This window comes from Pseudomonas sp. Emmai (assembly GCF_055179735.1).
In genome coordinates, this window is the sequence record NZ_CM143685.1 from 1,094,630 (window position 1) to 1,111,478 (window position 16,849).

At 61.7% G+C, this 16,849-nt stretch carries 16 protein-coding genes and 1 pseudogene; 7 read left to right on the forward strand and 10 right to left on the reverse strand.

Annotated features, from left to right (window positions below; translation table 11 throughout):
- Positions 1-136: 136 nt before the first annotated feature.
- A complete protein-coding gene (locus ACY4LX_RS04785) occupies positions 137-1,414 on the forward strand; it encodes an acetyl-CoA C-acetyltransferase (RefSeq protein ID WP_463259312.1) in 1,278 nt (425 codons plus the stop codon).
- Positions 1,415-1,645: 231 nt separating this feature from the next.
- On the opposite strand, the gene ACY4LX_RS04790 is transcribed toward ACY4LX_RS04785, so the two are convergent.
- A protein-coding gene (locus ACY4LX_RS04790; RefSeq protein ID WP_463257837.1) for an IS3 family transposase occupies positions 1,646-2,829 on the reverse strand; the annotation gives its coding sequence in 2 pieces (ribosomal slippage) (positions 1,646-2,565 and positions 2,565-2,829; 1,185 coding nt in all).
- Positions 2,830-2,913: 84 nt separating this feature from the next.
- Here ACY4LX_RS04790 and ACY4LX_RS04795 point away from each other — a divergent pair.
- A complete protein-coding gene (locus tag ACY4LX_RS04795; RefSeq protein ID WP_463259313.1) occupies positions 2,914-3,705 on the forward strand; it encodes an AraC family transcriptional regulator in 792 nt (263 codons plus the stop codon).
- Positions 3,706-3,851: 146 nt separating this feature from the next.
- Here ACY4LX_RS04795 and ACY4LX_RS04800 read toward each other — a convergent pair whose 3' ends face one another.
- The 3 genes and pseudogenes from ACY4LX_RS04800 to ACY4LX_RS04810 all read right to left on the reverse strand — a co-directional run bounded on the left by ACY4LX_RS04800 (position 3,852) and on the right by ACY4LX_RS04810 (position 6,154).
- Entirely contained in the window at positions 3,852-4,619 is a 768-nt protein-coding gene (locus tag ACY4LX_RS04800; protein WP_463260562.1) for a methyl-accepting chemotaxis protein, read from the reverse strand.
- Between the two features lie 90 nt (positions 4,620-4,709).
- Positions 4,710-5,798, reverse strand: a pseudogene (locus ACY4LX_RS04805) (cache domain-containing protein); the annotation flags it as partial.
- Between the two features lie 113 nt (positions 5,799-5,911).
- Positions 5,912-6,154 carry a hypothetical protein gene (locus ACY4LX_RS04810; RefSeq protein WP_149660711.1) on the reverse strand — a complete coding sequence of 81 codons (243 nt, stop codon included), beginning with the start codon at positions 6,152-6,154 and terminating at the stop codon, positions 5,912-5,914.
- Between the two features lie 90 nt (positions 6,155-6,244).
- On the opposite strand from ACY4LX_RS04810, the gene ACY4LX_RS04815 reads away from it, so the two are divergent.
- Positions 6,245-7,138, forward strand: a complete 894-nt coding sequence (locus ACY4LX_RS04815; RefSeq protein WP_133839310.1) for a PA4780 family RIO1-like protein kinase — start codon at positions 6,245-6,247, stop codon at positions 7,136-7,138.
- Positions 7,139-7,355: 217 nt separating this feature from the next.
- Positions 7,356-8,570 carry an MFS transporter gene (locus ACY4LX_RS04820; RefSeq protein WP_463259314.1) on the forward strand — a complete coding sequence of 405 codons (1,215 nt, stop codon included), beginning with the start codon at positions 7,356-7,358 and terminating at the stop codon, positions 8,568-8,570.
- Here the strand turns inward: ACY4LX_RS04820 and cueR are convergent.
- The 3 genes from cueR to ACY4LX_RS04835 form a co-directional block, all read right to left on the reverse strand.
- On the reverse strand, positions 8,524-8,937 hold the full coding sequence (gene cueR, locus ACY4LX_RS04825; protein WP_054043982.1) for a Cu(I)-responsive transcriptional regulator: 414 nt from the start codon (positions 8,935-8,937) through the stop codon (positions 8,524-8,526). The genes ACY4LX_RS04820 and cueR overlap by 47 nt on opposite strands.
- On the reverse strand, positions 8,934-11,324 hold the full coding sequence (locus tag ACY4LX_RS04830) for a heavy metal translocating P-type ATPase (protein WP_463259315.1): 2,391 nt from the start codon (positions 11,322-11,324) through the stop codon (positions 8,934-8,936). Before ACY4LX_RS04830 ends, cueR begins: the two co-directional genes overlap by 4 nt.
- A 227-nt stretch (positions 11,325-11,551) precedes the next feature.
- Positions 11,552-11,935 (reverse strand): hypothetical protein, encoded by a 384-nt coding sequence (locus ACY4LX_RS04835; protein ID WP_463259316.1) that lies wholly within the window; start codon positions 11,933-11,935, stop codon positions 11,552-11,554.
- Positions 11,936-12,081: 146 nt separating this feature from the next.
- Here ACY4LX_RS04835 and ACY4LX_RS04840 point away from each other — a divergent pair, with 146 nt between their 5' ends.
- Both ACY4LX_RS04840 and ACY4LX_RS04845 read left to right on the forward strand, forming a co-directional pair.
- A complete protein-coding gene (locus ACY4LX_RS04840) occupies positions 12,082-12,279 on the forward strand; it encodes a heavy-metal-associated domain-containing protein (protein ID WP_463259317.1) in 198 nt (65 codons plus the stop codon).
- A gap of 411 nt (positions 12,280-12,690) precedes the next feature.
- Positions 12,691-13,887 (forward strand): multidrug effflux MFS transporter, encoded by a 1,197-nt coding sequence (locus ACY4LX_RS04845; protein ID WP_149660717.1) that lies wholly within the window; start codon positions 12,691-12,693, stop codon positions 13,885-13,887.
- Positions 13,888-13,895: 8 nt separating this feature from the next.
- Here the strand turns inward: ACY4LX_RS04845 and ACY4LX_RS04850 are convergent, their stop codons facing one another.
- The 3 genes from ACY4LX_RS04850 to ACY4LX_RS04860 form a co-directional block, all read right to left on the reverse strand.
- Positions 13,896-14,066 carry a hypothetical protein gene (locus tag ACY4LX_RS04850; RefSeq protein ID WP_177332684.1) on the reverse strand — a complete coding sequence of 57 codons (171 nt, stop codon included), beginning with the start codon at positions 14,064-14,066 and terminating at the stop codon, positions 13,896-13,898.
- A 187-nt stretch (positions 14,067-14,253) separates the two neighbouring features.
- Positions 14,254-15,267: a zinc-binding alcohol dehydrogenase family protein gene (locus ACY4LX_RS04855; protein ID WP_463259318.1), complete on the reverse strand. Its 1,014-nt coding sequence runs from the start codon at positions 15,265-15,267 to the stop codon at positions 14,254-14,256.
- 33 nt (positions 15,268-15,300) lie between these two features.
- Positions 15,301-15,594, reverse strand: coding sequence for a putative quinol monooxygenase (locus ACY4LX_RS04860; RefSeq protein WP_463259319.1), 294 nt, complete (start codon positions 15,592-15,594; stop codon positions 15,301-15,303).
- A gap of 119 nt (positions 15,595-15,713) precedes the next feature.
- Between ACY4LX_RS04860 and ACY4LX_RS04865 the strand changes: the two genes are divergently transcribed.
- On the forward strand, positions 15,714-16,643 hold the full coding sequence (locus tag ACY4LX_RS04865; RefSeq protein WP_149660720.1) for a LysR family transcriptional regulator: 930 nt from the start codon (positions 15,714-15,716) through the stop codon (positions 16,641-16,643).
- Positions 16,644-16,849: the final 206 nt, after the last annotated feature.

Here is a 16,849-nt window from a genome sequence, read left to right on the forward strand (position 1 = left end):
TGCGGTGTATTTGATGTATCGCGATTACGGGTTTGGGGGCGCTTCGCGACCCAACGGGGGCAAGCCCCCTCGCCACAGGCCACCCGTTCCCACAGTGGATCGCATTCATATTTGAATATTTGGAAAGGAGCATTTCATGACTCAGCTGCGCCGCGTCGCGATCATTGGCGGTAACCGTATCCCTTTCGCCCGTTCCAACGGGCCGTACGCCACCGCCAGTAACCAGGCGATGCTCACCGCAGCGCTCGAAGGTTTGATCGAACGCTTCAACCTGCACGGTTTGCGCATGGGCGAAGTGGCGGCGGGGGCGGTGCTCAAGCATTCCCGGGATTTCAACCTGACCCGCGAATGCGTGCTCGGCTCGCGGCTGTCGCCGACCACCCCGGCCTACGACATCCAGCAAGCCTGCGGCACCGGTCTGGAAGCGGCGCTGCTGGTGGCCAACAAAATCGCCCTCGGTCAGATCGAGTGCGGCATTGCCGGCGGTGTCGACACCACGTCCGACGCGCCAATCGGCATCAATGAAGGCCTGCGCAAAATCCTCCTGCAAGCCAACCGCGCCAAGACCACCGGCGACAAACTGAAAACCTTTCTGCAACTGCGTCCCGGCCACCTGATCCCCGAGTTCCCGCGCAACGGCGAACCGCGCACGGGCCTGTCCATGGGCGAGCATTGCGAGTTGATGGCCCAGACCTGGAACATCCCCCGGGCCGAGCAGGACCAACTGGCCCTCGAAAGCCATCAGAAACTCGCCGCGTCCTACGCCGAAGGCTGGCACAACGACCTGATGACGCCGTTCCTCGGCCTGAACCGCGACAACAACCTGCGCCCGGACCTGACCCTGGAAAAACTCGCCTCGCTCAAACCGGCGTTCGAGAAAAGCGCCAAGGGCACCATGACCGCAGGCAACTCCACGCCGCTCACCGACGGTGCCTCGCTGGTGTTGTTGGGCAGTGAGGAATGGGCCAAGGAACGCGGCTTGCCGATCCTCGCCTATTTGCGCGATGGCGAAGCGGCGGCGGTGGATTTCGTCAACGGCGCCGAAGGCCTGCTGATGGCGCCGGTGTATGCGGTGCCGCGCTTGCTGGCGCGCAATGGCCTGACCTTGCAGGACTTCGACTACTACGAAATCCACGAAGCCTTCGCCGCGCAAGTGCTGTGCACGCTGAAAGCCTGGGAAGACCCGCAATACTGCAAAACCCGCCTCGGCCTCGACGCGCCGCTGGGCTCCATCGACCGCAGCCGCCTCAACGTCAAGGGCAGTTCACTGGCCGCCGGGCACCCGTTTGCCGCGACGGGCGGGCGCATCGTCGCCAACCTGGCGAAGTTGCTGGATGCGGCGGGCAAGGGGCGCGGGTTGATCTCGATTTGTGCGGCGGGTGGGCAGGGGGTTACGGCGATCATCGAGCGCTAAGGCCGTCGCAATCTAATGTGGGTTAGGGCTTCTGTGGCGAGGGAGCTTGCTCCCGCTGGACTGCGCAGCGGTCCCCTTAAAAGAGGGGCCGCTTCGCGACCCAGCGGGAGCAAGCTCCCTCGCCACAGGCAAGCCCCTCGCCACAAAGGTTCGCTCCACCTTGGAGGATTGTGTTTGTCAGGAGGCAAGAGTTGGCCTAACGTCGGCCCTATCTGCCGCCCCGTGTGGTGGTCAACTAATTCCGGACACCTCGATAGGTGGTTTCGACGCCATCGCCCGCTCGTAGGCAGTCGGCGGCAGATACCCCAGTTTTGAGTGCAACCGTTCGTTGTTGTAAAACCCAACGATGTACTCAGTTATGTCGCGGATAGCTTCACCATGGTTGGCATAATCACGTCGCCATACCCGCTCCATTTTCAAGCTCAGGAAGAAGCGTTCCATCACCGCGTTGTCCCAGCAGTTACCTTTACGGCTCATGCTCTGCTGCATGTTGTTTCGCGCCAGCAACGCTCTGTAACTGGCGCTCGCGTATTGGCTGCCACGGTCTGAGTGAGCTATCAGCCCTGGTGGCGGCTGGCGCTGAGCGATGGCCAACTGCATCGCGCTACACACCAGCTCTGCCGGCATGTTCGGGGCCATGGCCCAGCCCACTATCTTGCGGGAAAACAAGTCCAATACCACCGCCAGGTACAACCAGCCACTGCGGGTGCGGATGTAGGTTATGTCAGCCACCCAAGCCTTGTTTGGCGCCGTAGGGTCAAACTGACGGTTCAATATATTCTCTGCAATCGGCAAGTCATGGTTGCTATCGGTCGTGTGCACAAACTTGCGCTTCCAGGCCGAACGCAGACCGTTAGCACGCATTAAACGACGGATTTTATAAAGACCGACAGCCATACCTTTGTCGCGCAAAGCATCACGCAACGGGCGGCTACCGTAGCAGCCACCACTTGCAGCAAACGATGCCTTGAGTTGCACAACGACAGGACAGCTCTGCCGAATAGGCGCTTCAGCGCGTTTTTGGGCTTCGTAGAAGCCGGATCGACTGATGCTCAATAAACGGCAGACATACGCCACCGAATACGCCTTCTGTTGCAGCTGCCGAACCAGTCGATACGTTACTTCAGCTCGCGGGCAAAGAAGGCGGTAGCCTTTTTTAAGATGTCGTTATCCATCTTGAGCTGCCGGTTCTCTTGCTCCAACTGCCGGATGCGCTGCTGTTCAGCGGTCAACGGTTTACCGATTCCGGTTTGTCCCAGTTGCTCAGCCTCGTACTGTTGCACCCAGCGTCGAACGGCCGTCTCACCAAGATTTAAATCCCGGCAGACCTGTGGAACGGTCAACCCCTGATCCTTGATCATCTTCACGACTTGCAGCTTGAAGCTGTCGTCGAATGTTCTGCGTTTGTCGGTCATGAAAAACTCCTCGATAGATGCATTTTCCACCTATCGGGGTGTCCGGGGAAATTAGACCACTACACCGCGACACAAGGCCCCGCAATGACGTCCAACGGACAACTTTCCCTCGAACGCTCCATCCCCGCTCTCACGGCGTTGCCACGGCCCTTGTTCGCTCGCGCCGAAAGCCTCAACGCCGGCTCATGGACGCCGCCCCATCGCCACGATTGGGTGCAGTTTTCTTACGCCATCAGTGGCGTGCTCGGTGTGCACACCGCCGAGGGCAGTTTCTTCGCGCCGCCGCAGTGGGGCATCTGGATTCCCGCCGATCTCGAACACCAGGTGGTGACCTCGATGCGCGCCGAGATGCGCAGCCTGTATGTGCGACGTGAAGATTGCGCCTGGGCGGACGGGCGTTGCCGGGTGCTCGAAGTGACGCCCCTGGCCCGGGAACTGATCAAGAGTTTTTGCCTGTTGCCGGTGGAATATCCCCAGGGCGACAGCCAGGAAGCGCGGCTGGTGAATGTGTTGCTGGATCAGTTGGCGAATCTGCCGGAAGTCGAGTTCTCGCTGCCGCTGCCCCGGCATGAACGCTTGCTCGGGTTGTGCAACGAGCTGATCGAGAATCCGGAGCTGAACGTGACGTTGCACGCGTGGGCGGGGCGCTTGGGCACGTCGGAGAAAACGTTAATGCGGCTGTTTCAGCGCGAAACCGGGTTGAGCTTTCGCGGCTGGCGTCAGCGTGCGCGGCTGCTGTCGTCGCTGAGTTTGCTGGAGGAGGGCGACAGCGTGACCAATGCGGCGCTGGCTTGCGGGTATGACTCGACGTCGGCGTTTATTGCGGCGTTCAAGGGATTGTTCGGGTTTACCCCGGGGGAATTGTTTCGGCATTAATTGTGGCGAGGGAGCTTGCTCCCGCTGGAGCGCGAAGCGGTCCCAATTCGGTCAACGCGGTGTATCAGGTATTTCGCGTTTTCCGGTTTGCGACTGCTTCGCAGCCGAGCGGGAGCAAGCTCCCTCGCCACAGGTATCGGTGCGGATCAAGTCCTGAACCGACGAACCAACCCATCCAGCTCATTCGACAACCCGGCCAAACTCTGGGAATCCAGGCGTGCCGAGTTCGCCAGTTCCGCCACCAACTGCGCATCACCATGAATCTGGCTGATGTGCCGATTGATGTCTTCCGCCACCTGATGCTGTTCTTCCGCCGCGGTCGCAATCTGCGTGTTCATGTCGCGAATCACATCCACCGACTCACGAATCAGCCCGAAGCTGCTGCGCGCTTCGCCAATGCGCGTCACCGACTGCTGCGACACTTCCAGGCTCGCGTGCATCTGCTGCGTGACCTGGCTGGTGCGCTTGGCGAGGGTGCCGAGCAAACCGTCGATTTCTGCCGTGGAATCGGCCGTGCGTTTGGCCAGGGCGCGAACTTCATCCGCCACCACCGCAAACCCACGACCTTGTTCACCGGCCCGCGCCGCCTCAATCGCCGCGTTCAGCGCCAACAGGTTGGTCTGTTCGGCAATCGAGCGAATCGTCCCGAGAATCGACTGAATGTCATTGCTGTCGCGTTCCAGTTGCTGCATCGACTGCGCTGACGATTCGATTTCCTGACTCAGGCGATCGACGCTGGTCACCGCGGCATCAATCTGCTGCTGACCTTCGCGCGCCTGGCGTTGGCCACTGTCGGCCGACTCGGCGGCCTGGCTGCACGAACGGGCGACTTCGTTGGCGGTGGCGACCATTTCGTGGAACGCCGTGGACACCATGTCCACCGCCTCGCGCTGGCGCCCGGCGGCTTCGGCCATATCGCTGGAAACCCGGGTCGAGCTCTGGGAGGTGGCGAGGATTCTGTTGGCGGCGCCGCCGATGTTTTGAATCAGGTTACGGATCGCCGACAGGAACTGGTTGAACCAGCTGGCCAGTTGCGCGGTTTCGTCGCTGCCACGGATTTCCAGGTTCTTGGTCAGGTCGCCTTCGCCCTGGGCGATGCCTTCCAGACCGCTGGCCACGCTGCTGATTGGCCGCACGATGACACGGGCGAAACTGGCGCCGACGATGGCGAAGAACACCGCCAGTACCCCGGCAATGCCCGCGATCAACCAAGTTAGCTGAGTAGCGGAGCTCATCACATCGGCTTGCTTGATCAGGCCGATAAAGGTCCAGCCCAGTTGCTCCGACGGCCAGACGTTGGCCATGTAGCGCTCGCCATTCAACTCGACTTCCACCAGGCCTTTGCCGGCCTTGGCCAGTTGCGCATAGCCCTCGCCGAGGCTGCCCAGGGCCTTGAAGTTGTGCTCCGGCTGTTTCGGATCGACCAGCACGGTGCCGCTGTTTTCCAGCAGCATCAGGTAGCCGGTTTCGCCGAGTTTGATCTGTTTGACGATTTCGGTGAGCTGCTTGAGCGTCACGTCGATGCTGACCACGCCGCCGTTGCTGCCCAACTTGTTATCGATGGTGCGCACGGTGCTGACGTACGTCGCGTCGTCCTGGGCCCAATAGTAGGCCTCGGTGCGGAACGGCTTGCCGGGCTTGGCCTGCGCAGCCTTGTACCAGGGGCGCTGGCGCGGGTCGTAATTGTTCAGTTTTGCGTCATCCGGCCAGGACACATAACCGCCGGCGGCGGTGCCGACGATGGCATACGCGTAGGACGGATGGCTGTTGCCCAGGTCCTGGAGGAACGCGAAGACCTTTTTGTCCATCTCGCCCTGGGGAATGGACTCGGCGTTGGCGGCCATGTAGGTCTTGAGGCTGTCGTCGGTGTTCTTGATCAGCGGTTGCGACGCCAGGTAATCGACGTTCTGGCTGATGCCGTCGAAGAACAGCTGCATGGCATTGCTGACCTGGCGAATCTCGCGGCCGCTACCGTCGACGAAATCGTCTTTGGCCTCGCTGCGCAAGTTCAGCACGACCAGGGTGGCGACCAGCACCACCGGCAAGCAGGCGATGATTGCAAACGCCCAAGTCAACTTCTGTTTGATGTTCATCCGCGCTCCAGATTTTCTTGTTGGCCCACGCAGTGCAGATGACTCGCGGATTATTGGCAGCCGAAAACGGTGTAGAGGGACTCGGTTCCTTGAGTACGGCCTCGTCTTTTTGGTCAGGACGATTGTCGGACAAATCCTTTTCTCTCTGAGGACTTCGGCCGAAAAAAGGGGAAATTGAGGCTCCTTGAGAAAAATCCGACAAATAGAAGGAATACGGATGTCAGCTTCTGTCGTAAATGCCCTTGCATCCCTTCGCCAACAAGTGCCGGCGGCTCGGCTATGATCTCCAACGGTCGTTGAGCGGCGGCGGATTTGCCGGAAAAATCCGGCACATTGTGTGCATCTGCAATGTTCATAGGTCGGCAACCCCTCCCCGAGGCGCGAGGATTGCCGTATAACGAATGACTTTCGCGTGTTTGGTAATAAAGGACCCACAATAAAAGCTGATGAAGACTCCAAAACGCATTGAACCCCTGATCGAGGACGGTCTGGTCGACGAGGTGCTGCGCCCACTCATGAGTGGTAAAGAAGCAGCTGTTTATGTGGTGCGCTGCGGTAACGAGCTACGTTGCGCGAAGGTCTACAAGGAGGCGAATAAACGCAGTTTCCGCCAGGCGGCCGAGTATCAGGAAGGCCGCAAGGTACGCAACAGCCGACAGGCTCGGGCGATGGCCAAGGGCTCCAAGTTCGGCAAGAAAGAAACCGAGGACGCCTGGCAGAACGCCGAAGTGGCGGCCCTGTTTCGTCTGGCCGGTGCCGGTGTGCGGGTGCCCAAGCCGTATGACTTCCTCGAAGGCGTACTGCTGATGGAGTTGGTGGCCGACGAATACGGCGATGCCGCGCCGCGTCTGAACGACGTGGTGCTGGAACCGGACCAGGCCCGTGAATACCACACGTTCCTGATCTCGCAGATCGTGCTGATGTTGTGTACCGGTCTGGTGCACGGCGACCTCTCGGAGTTCAACGTGCTGTTGACCCCGACCGGCCCGGTGATCATCGACCTGCCTCAGGCAGTGGACGCGGCGGGTAACAACCACGCGTTCACCATGCTGGAGCGGGACGTGGGCAACATGGCCTCTTACTTCGGGCGGTTTGCGCCGGAGTTGAAGAAGACCAAGTACGCCAAGGAAATGTGGGCCCTGTACGAAGCCGGCACCTTGCACCCGGCGAGCATCTTGACCGGCGAGTTCGATGAACCGGAAGAGCTGGCCGATGTGGGCGGCGTCATCCGCGAAATCGAGGCGGCACGCCTGGATGAAGAGCGCAAGCAAGCGGTGCGCGCGGCTGACGACGCGCCACCGGGCAAAACCGAAGAGCCGCCTCCACCCTGGATGCAGTGATCGGTTAACAAAAAACCCGGCTTAAGCCGGGTTTTTTGTGGGACTGTGTTTTTGAGACCGTGGCGTCTGCATCGCGGGCAAGCCTTGCTCCTACAGGGTTAGGCGTCGTATGGGATATCCCGGTCTGCGCAAACCCGGAGCAAGGCTTGCCCGCGATGGCGTCAAACCAGACAAACACATATCGTGTCGTCGACGCCAACACACTCAAGGATTGAATGTGAACTCCACCCGCAACGCCCACCTGATCATCACAGCCCGCCTGATCTCCGACTTCGGCGCGTTCCTCAACATGGTCGCCCTGGCCACTTACGTCTATGTCCTGAGCAACAGCGCCATGAGCGTGGCGATTTTCCTCGCCAGCCGCGTGGCCGGAGGGATTTTTGCCAGTTTGATTGGCACTCCGTTCTACCGTCGCGTGGCCGGCCGCCTGCCGCTGATTGCCTTCGATTTGTTGCGCGCCGGGGTGCTCGGTTTGCTGCTGATTCTGCCGGTGACCCAGCAAGCGTTGCTGCTGCCGGTGATCGCCTTCGGCCTGGGCTTTGGCAATTCGATGTTCGCCATCGGCCTCAACAGCCAGTTGCCGAACCTGATCGATCGTGAACACTTGCTCAAGACCAACGCCTGGATCACCTCGGCGGCGTCGATTGCCATGGTCGGTGGCAGTCTGGTGGCGGGGCTGGTCGTTGCGGCGTTTGGCTTTGAAGCGGTGTTTGCGCTGAACGTGGTCACGTATCTGCTGGCGGCGTTGTTGATTGTGCCGTTGCGGTTTCGCGCGGCCGCCACGAGCACTGAATCAAAAAGCGAGCGCGGGGAATGGTCGGCGTTGCTGCAAGGCCTGCGCAGCGCTCCGGTATTGGCGGCGATGCTCGCGGTGGCCATGGCGGATACCTTGGGCAGTGCGGCGCATAACGTCGGTTTACCGATCATCTCGCGGCGGCTGACGCCGGAATCGGCCAGCACCACGCTGGGCCTGATGCTGGCGGTGTGGGCCAGCGGCAAACTGATCGGTGCGCGGATCGCCAGTCGCCTCAAGGGCTCGGACAACATCAACCTGGAGCGGCGCTTTTTCTACGGCGTGCTGTTGATGTCCTGCGGCTTCATCCTGATGTTCCAGCAGCAGACGCTCGTCGGTTTGCTGCTGTTCTCATTGCCGGCCGGACTGGGCGACGGGTTTTCCGAAGTCGGTTTGATGTCGCGCCTGCAACGGGAGCCGGAGCACCTGCGCCTGCCGATCTTCAGCTTCCTGACCTTGCTGCAAATGACCGGGTTCGGCATCGGCATGCTGATCGCCGCGCCGTTCTACGCCTGGTGGACGCCGGGTGCGGTGGTGGCATTGTTCCACGGCATTCCCCTCACCACGTTGCTGGTGGTGAAGGGGGTGTCCGTCAGGCGCGGGCAGGTTCGGCGCAGCAACCCGACGCCAGCTCCTTGAGGATCGGGCAGTCGGGGCGGTGGTCGCCGTGGCAGTGCTCGACCAGGTCCTGCAAGGTGTCGCGCAACTGGCCGAGTTCGCGGATCTTCTGGTTCAGCTCGTCGATGTGCTGACGGGCCAGGGCCTTCACGTCGGCGCTGGCGCGCTGGCGGTCCTGCCACAGGGTCAGCAACTTGCCGACCTCTTCCAGGGAAAAGCCCAGGTCCCGGGAGCGCTTGATAAACGCCAGCGTATGCAGGTCGTCATCGCCGTACACCCGGTAGCCGCTGTCGGTGCGATGGGCCGCCTTGAGCAGGCCGATGGACTCGTAATAACGAATCATCTTCGCGCTCAGGCCACTGTGGCGGGCCGCTTGGCCGATGTTCATCGGTTGTCCTCCAGATCCTTGGGTTTCCAGGTTTTCAACAGTAGCGCATTGCTCACCACGCTGACGCTCGACAACGCCATGGCCGCGCCGGCCAGTACCGGGTTGAGGAAGCCGAACGCCGCCAGCGGAATGCCGATCAGGTTATAGACGAAGGCCCAGAACAGGTTCTGGCGGATCTTCGCGTAGGTCTTGCGGCTGATCTCCAGCGCCGCCGGCACCAGCCGTGGATCACCGCGCATCAGGGTGATCCCGGCAGCGTGCATCGCCACGTCGGTGCCGCCGCCCATGGCGATGCCGATGTCCGCCGCCGCCAGGGCCGGGGCGTCGTTGATGCCGTCGCCGACCATCGCCACCACGCCGGTTTTCTTCAGCTCGGCGACGGTGGCGGCTTTGTCCGCCGGCAGGACTTCGGCGTGAACATCGGTGATGCCCAGTGCCTCGGCGACGACTTTGGCGCTGCCCCGGTTGTCGCCGGTCAGCAGGTGGCTACTGATGTTGCGCGCGTTGAGTTGCTGCACCGCTTGCAGGGCGCCAGGTTTGAGGGTGTCGCCGAAGGCGAACAGGCCGAGGACCCGGGGTTCGGGGCTTTGCTCGATCAGCCAGGACAGGGTCCGGCCTTCGGTTTCCCAGGCTTTTGCGGAGTCGGCGAGTACCCCGGCGTTCAACGCGCTTTCTTCCAACAGACGTCGATTGCCCAGCGCCAGCCGACGACCGTCGAGCGTTCCGGCAATGCCGCGTCCGGTCAGGGACTGGCTGTCGCTGACATCCGCCACGTCCAACCTGCGCTCAGCACAGGCATCCAGCACAGCCTTGGCCAAAGGATGTTCGCTGCCCCGTTGCAGCGCGCCAGCCCTTTGCAGCAGGGCGGCTTCGTCACCGTCGAGCGCACTCAAATGCGCAATGCGCGGAGCGCCAGAGGTCAGGGTGCCAGTCTTGTCGAACACCACGGCGCTGACTTCATGGGCGCGTTCCAGCGCTTCGGCGTCCTTGATCAAAATCCCGTAGCGCGCCGCCACGCCAGTGCCGGCCATGATCGCGGTCGGCGTGGCCAGGCCCAGGGCGCAAGGGCAGGCGATCACCAGCACGGCGACGGCATTGATCAGCGCGGTTTCAATCGGCGCGCCGTATAGCCACCAACCGATCAACGTCGCCAGGGCCAACACCAAAACGGTCGGCACGAACACCTGGCTGACTTTATCCACCAGTTTCTGGATCGGCGCTTTCGCGGCCTGGGCGTCTTCCACCAGACGAATGATGCGGGCGAGCACGGTTTCTGCGCCGAGGGCCAGGGTGCGCACCAGCAAGCGGCCTTCGCCGTTGATTGCGCCGCCGGTGACTTTGTCGCCGGGTTGTTTCGGCACCGGCAGGCTTTCGCCGCTGATCAGCGCTTCGTCGGCGTGGCTCTGGCCTTCGACCACTTCGCCGTCCACCGGGAAACGCTCGCCGGGTTTGACCATCACCAGGTCATTCAGGCGCAAGGCGCTGATGGCGACGTCTTGTTCGCGCCCATCGATCACCTGAATCGCCCGTTCCGGACGCAAGGCTTCGAGGGCGCGGATGGCGCTGGCAGTCTGGCGCTTGGCGCGGCTTTCCAGGTATTTGCCCAGCAGCACCAGCGCAATCACCACTGCCGACGCTTCGAAATACAGATGCGGCATGCGCCCGGCGGCAGTCGCCCATTCATAAAGACTCAAGCCATAACCGGCGCTGGTGCCCAGCGCGACGAGCAAATCCATGTTGCCAGCCCCAGCGCGCACGGCTTTCCAGGCTGCAACGTAAAAACGTGCGCCGAAGATGAACTGCACCGGCGTGGCCAACGCAAATTGCGCCCAGGCCGGGAGCATCCAGTGCACGCCGAAGGGTTGCAGCAGCATCGGCAACACCAGCGGCAAGGCGAGGGCGATGGCCGCAAGCAGGATCCAGCGCTCGCGTTTGAGGCGGATGTGTTGATTGTCGGTGGGGTGTTCGATTTCAAAGACGCTGGCGTTGTAGCCAGCCTTGGTCACGGCGGCGATCAGGGTTTGTGGATCGATCTGGCCGAGCAATTCGAGGTGGGCACGTTCATTGGCCAGGTTGACGCTGGCGCTTTTCACCCCCGGCACCTTGGTCAGGGCGCGTTCGACCCGACCTACGCAGGAGGCGCAAGTCATGCCGTCGATGCTCAATTCCAGACTGTGCTGTGGCACGCTGTAACCGGCTTGCTGCACCGCGTCCATCAACGCCGGCAAGCTGTCGCTGGGGGCCTGGACACGTGCCTGCTCGGTGGCGAGGTTGACGCTGACGGCGCTGGCGCCGATGACTTTGCTCAAGGCACGCTCGACACGCCCGGCGCAACTGGCGCAGGTCATGCCGGCAATCGGCAGATCGAAAGTGGTGGATTCGGACATCGGTCACGCTCCCTGTAGAAAGTGCCTACAGGATCAACCTTGCCATGCGGGCAAGGTCAAGCGCCATGTCGCAGATCAATGGATCGCCGCATGACCGCCTGATCGTTCCCACGCTGTGCGTGGGAATGCCTCAACGGACGCTCCGCGTTCGGCCTTTTGGGACGCGGAGCGTCCCGGGCTGCATTCCCAATCCGTAGCGTGGGAACGATCGGTCGATCAGGTGGTGATCAGTATTCGAGGGCGGCGGGTTTCAGGGACATCCCTTCCTGCGTCATCGCAATCCGGAACTTCAACACGTCCCCGGCCTTGATCGTGATGTTTTGCGAGCCCGGCGCCAGCACCCCTGCGTTGCAGCCCGGCGCCTGGCCCGGCAGCAGTTTCAGGCGCAGGGACACATTGCCCGGCGGCAGGTTGAATGAGGTGCTTTGTTCCTGAAACAGCCGCGCCGACAGTTGATCCTGGATGTACACGCCGATCTCGCAATTGGTCGCGACTTCCAGGCGCTCGCGGGAAATGATCAGTACGCCGTAATCCTCGCCGGCGGCATTGGCCGAGGGCAGGGCGGCGAAAAGGCTGAGGAAGCCAAACAGGCTGAGAGCTGACCAGCGCATGGCTGAATCTCCTGAGGTCGGGTCATTGATGACGCAGCTTGGCCGAGCGCGACGCCGAATGCCAGCCCGGCAGTTTGTTTCAGAACTTGACCTTGCCATGGTGGCAAGCTCAAGACTGCCCGCAACCTCACTAAAGGAGTTACACCATGCAAGTATTCAACGTTCAAGGCATGTCCTGCGGTCACTGCGTCAAGAACATCACCCAAGCCCTGCTAGCCAAGGACCCGGCGGCCAGTGTGCGGGTGGATCTGGCGGCGAAGGAAGTTGGCGTCGAAAGCGCATTGACGGCCGAGCAAGTCATCGCCGCCATCACCGAAGAAGGCTACGACGCCAAAGTCGCCTGACACACCGCGCCTCTGCTTTTGTAGGAGCAAAGCTTGCTCGCGAAGAGGCCGGCACATCCAACGTTGATATCGCCTGACACGCCGCGCCTCTGCTCCTGCTTCTGCTTCTGCTCCTGCTTCTGTAGGAGCAAAGCTTGCTCGCGAAGAGGCCGGTACATCCAACATCAATGTCGGCTGACACTCCGCTTTCGCGAGCAAGCTTTGCTCCTACAGAAGCGGAAGCAGAGGCGCGGTGTATCAGGGGGCATCGATGCGAATGTGCCGGCGTCTTCGCGAGCAAGCCTTGCTCCTACGGAAGCGAATGCGTGTTTATCCGTCGGTTTTTAATAGTTAGCGACCTATCGGATTGTCCAAGGCGTCCCCACGCGGCTAGACTGTCGAGCCTGCCGACCCACGCCCAATGGATGCCTGATGAACTTCCGTACCATTCTGATTCTTGGCGCCCTGACCGCTTTCGGTCCGCTGGCGATCGATTTCTACTTGCCGGCGTTCCCGGCGATCGCACAGTCATTCGGCACCGACGAAAAACACGTGCAAATGACCCTCGCCGCGTATTTCCTCGGCTTGTCCATTGGTCAACTGCTCTACGGCCCGGTGGCGGATCGGTTCGGGCGGCGCATTCCGTTGCTCACTGGCGTTGGCTTGTTCACCGCAGCCTCTCTTGCCTGTGCCTTCGCGCCGAACCTGGAATGGCTGATGGGCGCACGCTTCATCCAGGCGCTGGGCGGTTGCGCGGGGATGGTGATTTCCCGGGCGGTGGTCAGTGATAAATGCGATGCGGTGGGTTCGGCAAAAGTCTTCTCGCAACTGATGCTGGTGATGGGCCTGGCGCCGATCCTGGCTCCGATGCTGGGTGGGCTGTTGGTCAACACCACGGGCTGGCAGTCGATCTTCCTCGTGCTGACCGGGTTCAGCGCCCTGGCCGCACTGGCCGTGGCCCTCGGTTTGCCGGAAAGCCTGCCGGACTACGTGCCGCGCCAACCATTGAAAGGCGCATTGCGTCAGTACGGCCGGTTGCTGGCCGATCCGGTCTACCTCGGCCACGCCCTGACCGGCGGTCTGGCTGTCGCCGGGATGTTTGCCTACATCGCCGGTTCGCCGTTTGTCTTCATCAAGCTGTATGGCGTGCCGGCCGAACATTTCGGCTGGCTGTTCGGTACCAACGCGGCGGGCTTCATCCTAGTGGCGCAGGTCAACGCGCGACTGCTGGCCAAGCGTGGGCCGGCGTTCCTGTTGGCACGCACCGTGTGGATTTACCTGGGCGCGGGCCTGACATTGCTGGCGGTCAGCTCGATGCACACCGAACAGCTATGGCCACTGCTGATTCCATTGTTTGTCTGCATCGCCAGCCTCGGTTGCATCCTGCCCAACGCCTCGGCCTGCGCCATGAACGGGCAGGGCGCCCGCGCCGGCAGTGCGTCGGCACTGCTCGGGTGCCTGCAATTCAGCATCGCCGCCGGGGCGGCATCACTGGTGGGTTTCTTGCACGATGGCAGCGCCATGCCGATGGCCATGGTCATCAGCCTGTGCGGAGTTCTGGTGGTGAGCGTGGCGATGCTCACCCGGCGTTTGCAAAATGCCCGGGCACTGGCCCAAGCCGAAGTGTGAGTGCGGACTCAGCCAGCGGCACGCTGCTGGCGGTCGGGGATTTGATGAGGGGCGAGTAGCCGCGCTTCCAGGGTTCGGGTGAAGGCGCGCGCTTCGGCTTCGCTGCGGAAGGTGACGGCGTGTTGGTCCAGACGGACTTGCCACTGGGATGTTGCCACTTCTTTTATCAGGATCTTCATTGCTGACCTCCTTAAGTAAAAGACTGTGTCGCAGAGGTTTCGATTGTAGACCCGAATACGATCGCAATTATGACAACGGTCAACTCTCTGACTGACGGTGCAAGACTGCTTTTGTAGGAGCAAGGCTTGCCCGCGATGGCGATTCAGAGGGCGCCATCGCGGGCAAGCCATGCTCCTGCGCAAATGTTTAGAAACCTTCTAATACAATTTTGCCCTTGGACTTGCCGCTCTCCAGCAGTTCATGGGCGCGACGCAGGTTCTGCGCATTAATGGTGCCGAAGTGCTCGCCCACCGTGGTCTTCAGGGTGCCGGCGTCGATCAGCTCCGCGACGCGGTTGAGCAGTTTGTGTTGCTCGATCATGTCCGTGGTCTCGAACAGCGAGCGGGTGTACATGAACTCCCAGTGCAACGAAAGGCTCTTGCGCTTGAGCTTGGTCACGTCCAGCGCTTTCGGATCATCGATCAGCGCCAATTTGCCTTGAGGCGCCAGGGCCTCGACCAGTTGATCCAGATGCGCATCGGTCTGGGTCAGACTGGCAACGTGGGTCACCTGCGCAACGCCCGCACGCTTGAGTGCTTCGCTCAAAGGCTGGCTGTGATCAATCACCAGGTCGGCGCCCAACTCACTTACCCAACTCTGGGTTTGCGGACGGGAAGCGGTGCCGATGACTTTCAGCCCGGTGAGCTGATGGGCCAGTTGAGTCAGGATCGAACCCACACCGCCGGCAGCCCCCACGATCAGCAAACTCTGACCTTCATCGGTGTTGCCTTCGCGCACTTGCAGGCGTTCAAAGAGCAATTCCCACGCGGTGATCGCGGTCAGGGGCAGTGCCGCCGCTTCGGCAAAGCCGAGGGTTTTCGGCATGTGCCCGACGATCCGCTCGTCCACCACATGCAACTCGCTGTTGCCACCAGCACGGGCGATGGAGCCGGCGTAAAACACTTTGTCGCCGGCCTTGAACAGCGTCACGTCGCTGCCCACTGCCTTGACCACACCGGCCACGTCCCAGCCCAGCACTTTGGCCGCGCCTTCTTCAGGCTGGACGTTCTGCCGGACCTTGGCGTCCACCGGGTTGACGGAGATGGCTTTGACTTCCACCAGCAGGTCGCGCGGGCCGGCGACCGGTTCGGGCAGTTCGATGTCTTGCAGGGAGTTGGCGTCGCTGATCGGCAGGGAGGCGTAGTAGGCAATGGCTTTCATCAAGAAGGGCTCCAGAGGTAATAAAGGAAGGAATCAGGCGAGGGTGCGCAGGCGCTTGAGCTCGAAGTGTTCGAGAAAGTCCCCGGCCCTGGCGCGGAAGTTCTGGACGTGGGCGCTGGCGTCGTGGGCTTGCAGGGCCTCGTCGCTACTCCATTGTTCGATCATGTAGAAGCCCAGCGGGTTGGCCAGGTCCTGGTGCAAATCGTATTGACCGCAACCGGCCTCGGCGCGAGTCGGCTCGATGAGTGCCCGCAGGTGCTGTTCGAGAGCGTCTTGCTGGCCGGGTTTGGCGATGAGGGTGGCGATGGCGGTAAAAGGCTGGGACATGTTCGACTCCTGACGCTGAGTGATTTTCGATGGGGCAGATGATTGGCTATTTCCCGGCAAGATAAAACCCGCTAAAAGAGCAGTCTCTTTCAATATTATTTTGATAATCGGGGCTGAAGATGCTGCGTTTCGACGACTTGCAGTTGTTTGTCCGGGCGGCGGACCTGGGTAGCCTGTCGGCGGCGGCACGGGTGATGGACATGTCGGCGGCGGTGGCCAGTGCGGCGCTCAAGCGTATCGAACAGCAACTCGGCGCCCGATTGCTGGCCCGTTCCACTCGCAGCTTGCGCCTGACTGCCGAAGGCGAAGGCTTTCTGGAATACGCCCGGGCGGCCCTGAGCAATCTGGACGAGGGCCGACGGTTGTTGGCCAGCGGTCAGGATCAGGTCAGCGGTGTGTTGCAACTGTCGGCGCCTTCGGATTTCGGGCGCAACCTGCTGCTGCCGTGGCTGGATGAGTTCCAGCGCGAGCACCCGAAGCTGACCGTGCGTTTGTTGCTGGGCGATCGCATCGCCGACCTGTTTCGCCAACCGGTGGACATCGCCCTGCGCTACGGCGAACCGGAAGACTCGAGCCTGGTGGCGCTGCCCATCGCCCCGCAGAACCGTCGCGTGCTCTGTGCGTCGCCCGCTTACCTGGCCCGGCACGGCGAGCCCCGCCAGCTGGAGCAACTGGCGCAGCACAATTGCTTGCTGTTCATGCTCGGCAGCCGGGTGCATGACCGCTGGAGTTTCCATGATGGCAAGCGCGAAGTCGGGCTGACGGTCAGTGGCGACCGCTTCAGCGATGACGCCGACGTGGTGCGCCTGTGGGCGGTGGCGGGGGCCGGGATCGCCTACAAGTCCTGGCTCGATGTGGGGGCCGATGTGTTGGCCGGTCGCTTGAAAGTGCTGTTGCCGGAGTTGCTGTGTGAGCGCGCACCGCTGAATTTGCTGTGCGCCCATCGCGCGCAATTGAGTAAGCCGGTGAACCTTTTGCGGGAAATGCTTGCCAGCCGATGCGCACAGTTGAGTAGTCAATTTCCAGTGTTACCGGGGGCTGATCATTAGTCGCAGGTAAATAGCGAAATTTCTGTCAGGAACTATCACCACCCACGAACTCCCAAGGGCAGGATCCGACGGTCAACCCGCTTATACTAGCGCCGCCTCATACCTGCACCGTCGAACCGGCCCGGACGCGTTCACCTTGCAGTCGTCCTTGCCCGGGAGTCGGCCCGGGTGGTTCGACAGAACGCGTTGTGTGGGTGGCGTGCCTG

Coding starts and splice junctions, on each gene's coding strand:
- ACY4LX_RS04785 (WP_463259312.1), top strand. CDS start 137: ATGACTCAGCTGCGCCGCGTCGCGATCATTGGCGGTAACCGTATCCCT.
- ACY4LX_RS04795 (WP_463259313.1), top strand. CDS start 2,914: ATGACGTCCAACGGACAACTTTCCCTCGAACGCTCCATCCCCGCTCTC.
- ACY4LX_RS04800 (WP_463260562.1), bottom strand. CDS start 4,619: ATGGCCGAAGCCGCCGGGCGCCAGCGCGAGGCGGTGGACATGGTGTCC.
- ACY4LX_RS04810 (WP_149660711.1), bottom strand. CDS start 6,154: ATGAACATTGCAGATGCACACAATGTGCCGGATTTTTCCGGCAAATCC.
- ACY4LX_RS04815 (WP_133839310.1), top strand. CDS start 6,245: ATGAAGACTCCAAAACGCATTGAACCCCTGATCGAGGACGGTCTGGTC.
- cueR (WP_054043982.1), bottom strand. CDS start 8,937: ATGAACATCGGCCAAGCGGCCCGCCACAGTGGCCTGAGCGCGAAGATG.
- ACY4LX_RS04830 (WP_463259315.1), bottom strand. CDS start 11,324: ATGTCCGAATCCACCACTTTCGATCTGCCGATTGCCGGCATGACCTGC.
- ACY4LX_RS04835 (WP_463259316.1), bottom strand. CDS start 11,935: ATGCGCTGGTCAGCTCTCAGCCTGTTTGGCTTCCTCAGCCTTTTCGCC.
- ACY4LX_RS04840 (WP_463259317.1), top strand. CDS start 12,082: ATGCAAGTATTCAACGTTCAAGGCATGTCCTGCGGTCACTGCGTCAAG.
- ACY4LX_RS04845 (WP_149660717.1), top strand. CDS start 12,691: ATGAACTTCCGTACCATTCTGATTCTTGGCGCCCTGACCGCTTTCGGT.
- ACY4LX_RS04850 (WP_177332684.1), bottom strand. CDS start 14,066: ATGAAGATCCTGATAAAAGAAGTGGCAACATCCCAGTGGCAAGTCCGT.
- ACY4LX_RS04855 (WP_463259318.1), bottom strand. CDS start 15,267: ATGAAAGCCATTGCCTACTACGCCTCCCTGCCGATCAGCGACGCCAAC.
- ACY4LX_RS04860 (WP_463259319.1), bottom strand. CDS start 15,594: ATGTCCCAGCCTTTTACCGCCATCGCCACCCTCATCGCCAAACCCGGC.
- ACY4LX_RS04865 (WP_149660720.1), top strand. CDS start 15,714: ATGCTGCGTTTCGACGACTTGCAGTTGTTTGTCCGGGCGGCGGACCTG.